The sequence below is a fragment of the Bacteroidota bacterium genome, assembly GCA_039111535.1.
Taxonomy (GTDB): domain Bacteria; phylum Bacteroidota; class Rhodothermia; order Rhodothermales; family JAHQVL01; genus JBCCIM01.
This window is the reverse complement of the sequence record JBCCIM010000024.1, coordinates 36239-44237: the sequence shown is the minus strand read 5'-3', so window position 1 is coordinate 44237 and position 7999 is coordinate 36239. Positions and strand designations below refer to the sequence as shown.

At 50.2% G+C, this 7999-nt stretch carries 7 protein-coding genes; 3 read left to right on the top strand and 4 right to left on the bottom strand.

Going from position 1 to position 7999, the window contains the following annotated elements:
* Nucleotides 1-2369: glucosidase (locus tag AAF564_06170; GenBank protein MEM8485114.1), on the bottom strand; the 2369-nt coding region annotated here is incomplete at its 3' end.
* 268 nt (nucleotides 2370-2637) lie between these two features.
* Here AAF564_06170 and AAF564_06165 point away from each other — a divergent pair.
* Nucleotides 2638-4143, top strand: coding sequence for a DUF4173 domain-containing protein (locus AAF564_06165; protein MEM8485113.1), 1506 nt, complete (start codon nucleotides 2638-2640; stop codon nucleotides 4141-4143).
* Between the two features lie 14 nt (nucleotides 4144-4157).
* Here AAF564_06165 and AAF564_06160 read toward each other — a convergent pair whose 3' ends face one another.
* Both AAF564_06160 and AAF564_06155 read right to left on the bottom strand, forming a co-directional pair.
* Nucleotides 4158-4742 (bottom strand): hypothetical protein, encoded by a 585-nt coding sequence (locus tag AAF564_06160; GenBank protein MEM8485112.1) that lies wholly within the window; start codon nucleotides 4740-4742, stop codon nucleotides 4158-4160.
* Entirely contained in the window at nucleotides 4739-5089 is a 351-nt protein-coding gene (locus AAF564_06155) for a helix-turn-helix domain-containing protein (GenBank protein MEM8485111.1), read from the bottom strand. The genes AAF564_06160 and AAF564_06155 overlap by 4 nt, the downstream gene beginning before the upstream one ends.
* Nucleotides 5090-5185: 96 nt before the next feature.
* Between AAF564_06155 and AAF564_06150 the strand changes: the two genes are divergently transcribed.
* Together AAF564_06150 and AAF564_06145 are read left to right on the top strand one after the other, a co-directional pair.
* On the top strand, nucleotides 5186-5923 hold the full coding sequence (locus AAF564_06150) for a type 1 glutamine amidotransferase domain-containing protein (protein ID MEM8485110.1): 738 nt from the start codon (nucleotides 5186-5188) through the stop codon (nucleotides 5921-5923).
* Between the two features lie 2 nt (nucleotides 5924-5925).
* Nucleotides 5926-6555 carry an NADPH-dependent F420 reductase gene (locus AAF564_06145; protein MEM8485109.1) on the top strand — a complete coding sequence of 210 codons (630 nt, stop codon included), beginning with the start codon at nucleotides 5926-5928 and terminating at the stop codon, nucleotides 6553-6555.
* Nucleotides 6556-6655: 100 nt separating this feature from the next.
* Here the strand turns inward: AAF564_06145 and AAF564_06140 are convergent, their stop codons facing one another.
* Complete coding sequence (locus AAF564_06140; GenBank protein MEM8485108.1) at nucleotides 6656-7891, bottom strand: 4-hydroxy-3-methylbut-2-enyl diphosphate reductase; 1236 nt, start codon at nucleotides 7889-7891, stop codon at nucleotides 6656-6658.
* Nucleotides 7892-7999: the final 108 nt, after the last annotated feature.

Genomic DNA, 7999 nt, shown 5'->3' with positions numbered 1-7999 from the left:
TAGTGATTGAACTTCTGGAGCGACTCGATCATGAGATAATTGACCGGGTACCAGATGGGCCCCCGCCAATTGGAGTTGCCGCCAAAGAGATAGGTTTTTGATTCTGCCGGCTCATATTCTACTGAGTGAACATTGCCGTCAATATTTATCACAAACGGATTGTCTTCGTGCTCTTTCGAGAGCCCCCGGAGGCCGTAGTCTGAGAGGAATTGGTCCTCGTCTAGCATACGCTTTAGAATGCGCCGCAGCTGTTTCTCATTTACAAGCGAGAGCAGGCACCGCCCTTCATTTTTATGCGGATTCAGCAGAGTCAGGTTTTTCATCAGGTGCTTGCGGTGCTTGATGAACCACTCCATACGCCGGCGGAATCGTGGCAAGCGTTCGAGCACTTCCGGCTCGATGGTCTCAACTGCAAACAGCGGAATGAGGCCCACAAATGAATGAATCATGAGCGGGATGTGCTGGCCATTCGGGGTTTTCAGGGCGTCATAATAGAAGCCGTTTTCTTCGTGCCAGAGCCCGTTTTCTTCGTACTGGGCGTTGATAGCGTTGGCTATGTAGACAAAGTGTTCGAAGAACTTGGTTGCTACATCTTCATACGCCGGCCGGGTTTTGGCCAGTTCAAGTGATATCGTTAACATATTCAGGCAAAACATGCCCATCCATGCAGTGCCATCCGCCTGTTCGAGGTATCCGCCAGATGGTAGCGACGCGCTTCTGTCAAATACACCGATGTTATCCAGGCCGAGAAAACCACCCTGGAAAATGTTATTACCACTGTCATCTTTTCTGTTAATCCACCACGTAAAGTTGAGTAACATTTTGTGGAAGATCTTTTCCAGAAAGACCGTGTCGGCATGCCCCGTTGCTTTTTCTGTAATTTTATAGACGCGCCAGGCGGCCCATGCATGTACAGGTGGATTTACATCACCAAATGCCCACTCGTAAGCCGGCAGCTGCCCGTTGGGGTGCATGTACCATTCCCGTGTCATGAGAATCAACTGCCGCTTGGCCCATTCAGGGTCAATCATCGCAACCGGAATCATGTGGAATGCCAGGTCCCATGCCGCGTACCAGGGGTATTCCCACTTGTCAGGCATCGAGATGACGTCGAGGTTGTACAGGTGCTGCCAATCCGAATTACGGCCGCGTTTGCGGGCATCGGGCGGTTGCGGGAAGTTCTTGTCTCCTTCAAGCCATTTCTCAAGGCTGTAATGGTAGAATTGTTTACTCCACATCAGGCCGGCAAAAGCCTGGCGCTGGACCCGTAACTCATCTTCGTTCAAATTAGGACTCTGAACAGCGTGGTAAAACGCATTGGCTTCATCAATGCGTTTTTCCAGAATGTCGTCAAAATCGTCAAACGGGTTGGTGAGTCGCTTGCTGGCAAAGCGAACTGAAACGGTATAAGAGGCGCCTGGCTCAATTACCGTGGCCAGGTGCGCTGCTGCTTTGGTCCCGACACCGGCCTCGTTGGTTACGCCTTCTGCTTGTTCAATGACTGCGCTATGAAACGCATCTTTTACATAAGGCGAAGGATTGGTCGCACCAAACAGGCGTTCGGCGTTTGTGTCGTTTTCCGTAAACAGGAGGCGCGGTTTAGTGGTATCGCTTGCTTCCGCATACCACCACCGTTCACCCAGATGTCTGTGTGTAGCGCGGATACCCGAATTCCGCTTTGTTGACCGGTCTTCCAGTGTAGGCTTGGTGTCATTGTGACCCCAGGACCACGTATTTCTAAACCAAACATGGGGCAGAATGTGCAACTCAGCTGCTTCTGGTCCGCGATTTATTGCGGTTATTTTGCAGATAATGTCTTCCTCATCTGCTTTGGCGTACTCGATGTAAATATCAAAGTAGCGTTGCGCTTCAAAAGCCTCTTGCAATGCATCAATCAGCTCGTATTCACGGTCCGTTTTGCCGAGCGCATTGTTGGCTGCAATCAAATGCTCATAGGGGAATGCCACCTGCGGATACTTGTAGAGCATCTTTGCATAAGAATGCGTCGGCGTTGAGTCCAGGTAGAAGTAGTACTCTTTTACGTCTTCACCGTGGTTACCTTCGTTGCCATTGAGGCCAAAGAGGCGCTCTTTCAGGATGGGATCGTGCCCATTCCAGAATGCAACCCCAAGGCAAAGATTCTGCATGCGGTTGCAAAATCCGCCTATACCGTCTTCGTTCCAGCGATAGGCACGGCTTCTTGCGTGCTCATGCGGGAAAAAATCCCATGCCTTACCATCAGGGCTGTAGTCTTCCCTGACCGTTCCCCAGGCCCTGTCACTTACATACGGGCCCCAGTTCTTCCAGTCGGCTTTTCGCTTTTCGGAATCTGAAAGTCTTTTGTGTTCAGCTGTATTGAAGTCTGTCATTTTCTGCCCTGAATAGATCTTCCTGGTATCGACGCATATTATCAAATTGTAAAGCAGTATCCATGTGGAGATATGTCTGGGCCGAAATGGTACCGCTGCCCGCAATTACAAGCAGCTACCCGCTCAAAGGGCGCATGTTTCGTAGTGCGTTTTGGCGCGAGGTGGGGAGCTGAGAAAAAAACTATAAGCTTTGCAACATTAATGCACTTTGTGATGTAAAGTACTTTGATTATTGCCTCCATTCTTGAACTCATCACAGCACATCATCATGACGATCAAAAAATCTGAACTTGGAATTGAGGTATTTCTAGGCGCCCTTTTGCTGGGCATTATTGGCGAAAGGCTGCTTTTTGAAACCGGTTGGGGTGTTGGTGCCATGCTTTGGGTCGGGGCGGTGGCTGCGCTTGGTGTCTGGCTTGTAGCGCGCTGGGATGCTCCGCTGTTGAAATTTGAACGTTGGTTACTATTGCCGCTCGGGATGCTTGCGCTGTCGTTTATAGGCCGCGATGCAAGCATGTTGAAATTTGCTACAACAATGGGATTGTTTGCTGTGCTTGGGCTTTCCATGCAATCCAGGCAACTGCACAGGGTAGCCGGCCGCGTTCCAGGCTTGCTCTCAACAGGCTTTCATTCCTTGCTTGGCTACCCGCGCTTTTTGAGGAATACCGTACGCTGGGAGGTACTCTTTGCCGGCCTTGACAAAGAAACTGCACGGTCAATTGTCCGCGGCGTTTTGCTTGTTATGCCTGTACTGCTGGTGTTTGGATTGTTACTTTCTGCCGCAGATGCCGGGTTTGGCGACCTGATGTACAATTTGATTTCCGTTGATATGGGTTCGTTGCCAACGCGGCTGCTGGTTATTGGGGTGTATACTTTACTAGCTGGCGCGTACCTGCGTGGTATTATTACAGATGTTGTGACTGATCAGCGGAGTAAGCAGGCGAAAGGTAAAAAGCTCAAGTTGCTTATGCTGGAGGTAGGCATTGTTCTGGGGCTGGTCAATCTGATGTTTGCCACCTTCGTTATTATGCAACTTGGCTATCTGTTTGGCGGCGCTGAATACATCCAGGCCGCCAGCGGCATAACGCTTTCAAGCTATGCGCGCCACGGATTCTTTGAACTGATTGCAGTTGCCGCTATTTCTTTGGGTATGACGTTGATTTTGAAGCGGTGTTTTAAACCCACCCATCAGGGGCACACGGCTATATTCAACGCCCTGGTTGTAATTCAAGTGGGCTTATTGTTGGTGATGCTGGTATCAGCAGCGCAGCGCATGTGGTTGTATGCCGGGGCGTATGGGCTTACTGAACTAAGACTTTATGCAAGCGCATTTATAGTATGGCTCGCGTTTGTGCTGGGTTGGTTTAGCTGGTCTACAATCAAAAATGACACCCTAAACTTCATGCGCGGTGCAGTGGTGGCGGGTGCGGTTGTAGTGTTAGGGTTACACATAGTAAATCCCGAAGCACTCATTGTTAAAACAAATATGCAGCGCGCGATTGCTGGCGCCGAATTGGACCATGAATACCTGTTAACCCTGAGTGCAGACGCTGTCCCTGCAATGCTGGAGTTGCTACCAGAACTAAATATGGCAGATCAGCGCAAGCTTGCGGGAAGTCTGTATGCAGCCTGGCAGACGCAGCCGGAAAATGACTGGCGTTCCTGGAATTTATCACACTACCGGGCACGCGTGGCGATGGAAAAAAGCATGAGCCAGGGCGGTTTGATTGTCAGTCAATTGCCCTTGCCACTACAGCCGGCTGATCTTCCATAAATTAATCCGCCACGCTATTTGATAAACTCTGCTTTTAACGTACTCCACGAATCTGAGCTGCCCACTTCCCGGTCGGTCCATTCCGCAAGGCTCCAAAGTCCGTCTTCTCCCTGGCGGATGACCCAGACAAGCCGGCCCTGGACCGTTGTCGGGACATTGGGACGGTTGTGGTTGATCGTCAAGGTGTACGACGCGTCGAGGTCGAACCGATCTTCTGAAATAATCGAAAGGGTCTCGTCGTTCAGTTGGAGGTTGTGCCCGATACCAAATTCCGCTGCTGCAGCCATCGTACTGAAATACTGCTGTTCTTCAGTCTGGCTCCAGTTCTGCCAGATCGTGGGGTCCTGGGCTGTTGCGGTTGCGGTAGGCGTAAAGGCAATTTCCAGGTTAATGGAGCGGCCGTAGTTCGGGGTATTCAATTCTGCAATAGCAGCTTGAATGTTTTCAACCACCTGCTCGGGAGTGTCGGGTTGCAAAAAGGTACCGGCTTCGTCAACCGGTTCTTCAGGATCCCGGGTGGAAAACAGGCTACATGCCTGCAGCACCAGCAACAAGAGCAACAAGCCGGCGCTACGTAAACGGCCCGCGGATGCGATCATCTGTTGATCTGGATGTGGTGGGTTTGTTTGAACCGCATGCCCCACTGCTGCATTTCTATAAGCATGGGCAGCAGGGTCATGCCCTCTGGTGTAAGAGAGTATTCAACCTTGGGAGGCACAACCGGATAAACTTCGCGGTGCACAACACCATCTGCTTCAAGTTCTTTCAACTGTTGTGAAAGCATTTTATGCGTGATTCTGGGGAGCGCTTTGCGCAACTCGCTGTAGCGTAATGTATCGCCTCGCAGGTGCCAAAGTATCAAAATTTTCCACTTCCCTTGAATTACGCTGAGTGATAACTCTACCGGGCAAGAAAAAGACTTGCCGTTATGCGCAAATGTGGCCATATCTAACTAAAAGTATAGTATGCTACTTTTGGGTGTGTTCTTGACTAATATATACAATTGACCGAAAATTAAGCAACCCTAAAAAAACGGTCAATTATGAGTGCATCAATAGACATTTTACAGCCACGTCGCATCCTGATGGTTGCGTCTAATCCTGCTACATCTGCACAAACGGGATGGCTCATTGGATTCTGGTGGGCAGAATTAACGCATCCCTATTGGGTGTTTTCTGAAAACGGATATACGGTAGACATAGCCAGTCCCGAAGGGGGTGCTTTACGCGGTGATTCCTGGAGTGATCCACGCGATGATAGTGGGTATTCTGCTGATGATCTGATCAGTCTCGGATTTATCCATTCACCCGAACATATGGCACGCGTCGAGCAGTCCTTAAAACTCGCTACGGTTAATCTTGACGATTATGATGCCATTTTCATTTGTGGCGGTCAGGCGCCAATGTACACGTTCTACGACAACCAGGAACTGGCCGGCATGGTGGCGCGGTGTTACGAAGCCGGCAAGGTTGTCGCAGTAGTTTGTCATGCAACCTGCATTCTGCTGCACACGTACCTTTCAAATGGCTCATTACTGGTTGAGGGCAAAACATGGACGGGCTTCGCAGATGCAGAAGAGGCTTTTGCTGATCAGTATGTCGGCCAGAAAATCCAGCCCTTTTGGATTGAGACTGAAGCGAAAAAACTGGCCGACACCAATTTTATTGTGAACAGCGCTTTCAAGCCTCATGCTATACGTGACGGCAATTTGATTACGGGACAGCAGCAGTATTCAGGTACGGCTGCTGCTACCCTTATCGTTGAAGCGCTTGGGGTATAACTATGGAAATTGCAATTCTTGGTACTGGAAGAGTTGGCCGTGTGCTGGGCCGACGTTGGGCTGCTGCCGGGCATACGGTAGCTTTTGGGTCGCGTACCCCGGGTACAGCAGGAAATGCCGAGCTTGGTGCGCTAGAGGGTGTGTCGGTAATGACACCTCTAGAAGCTGTTGCGGGCGCTGACATCGCTGTACTTGCTACACCCTGGTCAGCAGCAGAAGATGTAATTGCATCGCTTGATTCACTGGATGGTAAAATTCTGATTGACTGTACCAATCCTGTTGGTCCAAATTTTACATTTGAAGGAAAGCTCGGTGCATCAGGTGCTGAGCGTATCGCTGCAAAGGCTACTGGTGCGCGGGTTGTCAAAGCGTTGAACACAACAGGTGCTCAAAATATGGCTGCCCCAATTGTTGTAGGTAAAAATCGACTCGTCATGTTCATTTGTGGTGACGATGATCATGCTAAACAGGTTGTTGCGGGCCTGGTAGAGCAACTCGGCTTTGAAGTTGCAGATGCTGGTGGGTTGGCACAGGCGTACTATCTGGAAACACTGGCCATGTTATGGATCTCCCAGGCTTTTGGCAGAGGTTGGGGATCTGATTTTGGATTTTCAATTTTGCGACGAGCCTGACTTCATGCTTTCATTATTGCAGCTATTCATTTTGCTGAGATAAAGTCTTCACCAGGTTGAATCTCGCGTGCATGGCCGCCGGGTGTTTTTAAAACGCAATTTAGTCAGTAGCGTTCACAAACGGTTGCAAGACTTCTGCTTCGCTACGTGCGTTTGGGAACCATGAGAGCAGTTTTCGCATGACTTCATCGAGCACGGCATCCGGGCAGGAGGCGCCGGCTGTTAGCACAATGTCTACCGGTTGTTTTTCTGGCAGCCAGTCTTGGGTTGCTACTACTTGTTTTCGATGGAGATCAAAGTGGGAGATCTCTTGTGGCGAACCAATGGCCTCCGCACCATTTACAAAATAGGCCGGCATATGCAGTTCTGCCAATTCCACAAGGTGGCTGGTGTTAGATGAGTTGTAGCCGCCAACAATAATTGCCAGATCACCGCCGGCTTCTATTAGCGCCTGGGTTGCCTGCTGGTTTTCGTTGGTTGCATAACAAAGCGTATCGCTTGTGTCTGCAAAGTGGTCTTTCAGGTTGTCTTCGCCGTACCTGTCGATGATGGCCCTGCGTAACAGGGCCGCAATGGCTGCAGTCTCCGAGGCGAGCATCGTCGTCTGATTTACCACGCCAATACGAGACAGGTGTAAATCGGGATCAAAGCCTTCAGAATATCTGTCAGCAAACCGGGTGTAGAAAAACGCACGATCCTTTTTGCCTGTGATTACGTCTGCAAGATCCTGCGCTTCTTCCATATTTAGCACCACAACAACCGGCGCTTTTTGTCGCGCATGCGAAAACGTTGCGCGTGTTTCTTCGTGGTACCGCTTGCCGTGCACAACAATTGCGTAGTCCTTGTTGCCGAGTTGGTCGCTTCGTTTCCAAACCTTCTCGACAAACGGACACGTCGTGTTGTAGCTGATTGTATCAATCCCGCGCGCCCTCAAATCCGCTTCAATCTCGACCGACGCGCCGAAGGCAGGAATGAGGACAACATCTTCCGGCGTGAGCGTGTCGAATGGAATCAATTGCTCACCGGACGTTGTGCGGAGAAATTGCATCCCCCGATCTTGTAAATCCCGGTTTACATGTGGGTTATGAATCATCTCGGAAAGCAGGAAAATTCGCTTGCCTTCGTTTTCCTCAAGTGCCCTGTATGCAATATCTACAGCTTGCTCTACGCCATAGCAAAAGCCAAAATGGCGTGCAATGTGGAATCGTATCGGTCCAAAATCGAGTGTGGAAGGAGTAAAATCTTTCTTCCGAGGATCCTGTATGCGCCGGGCTTCTTTTACCTTGGTAATGAAAGGGCTCCGGTAAAAAACAGGGACATCAAACTTACGCGCCATGGGTGGGGAATTTTGCTGAGGTTCAGCGGCTAATACGACGCGCAGCAGTATCGGTTCAGATGATTACCGGGGTAAATAGTGCCCACCTGCAGCCGTTCATTTGCTGCA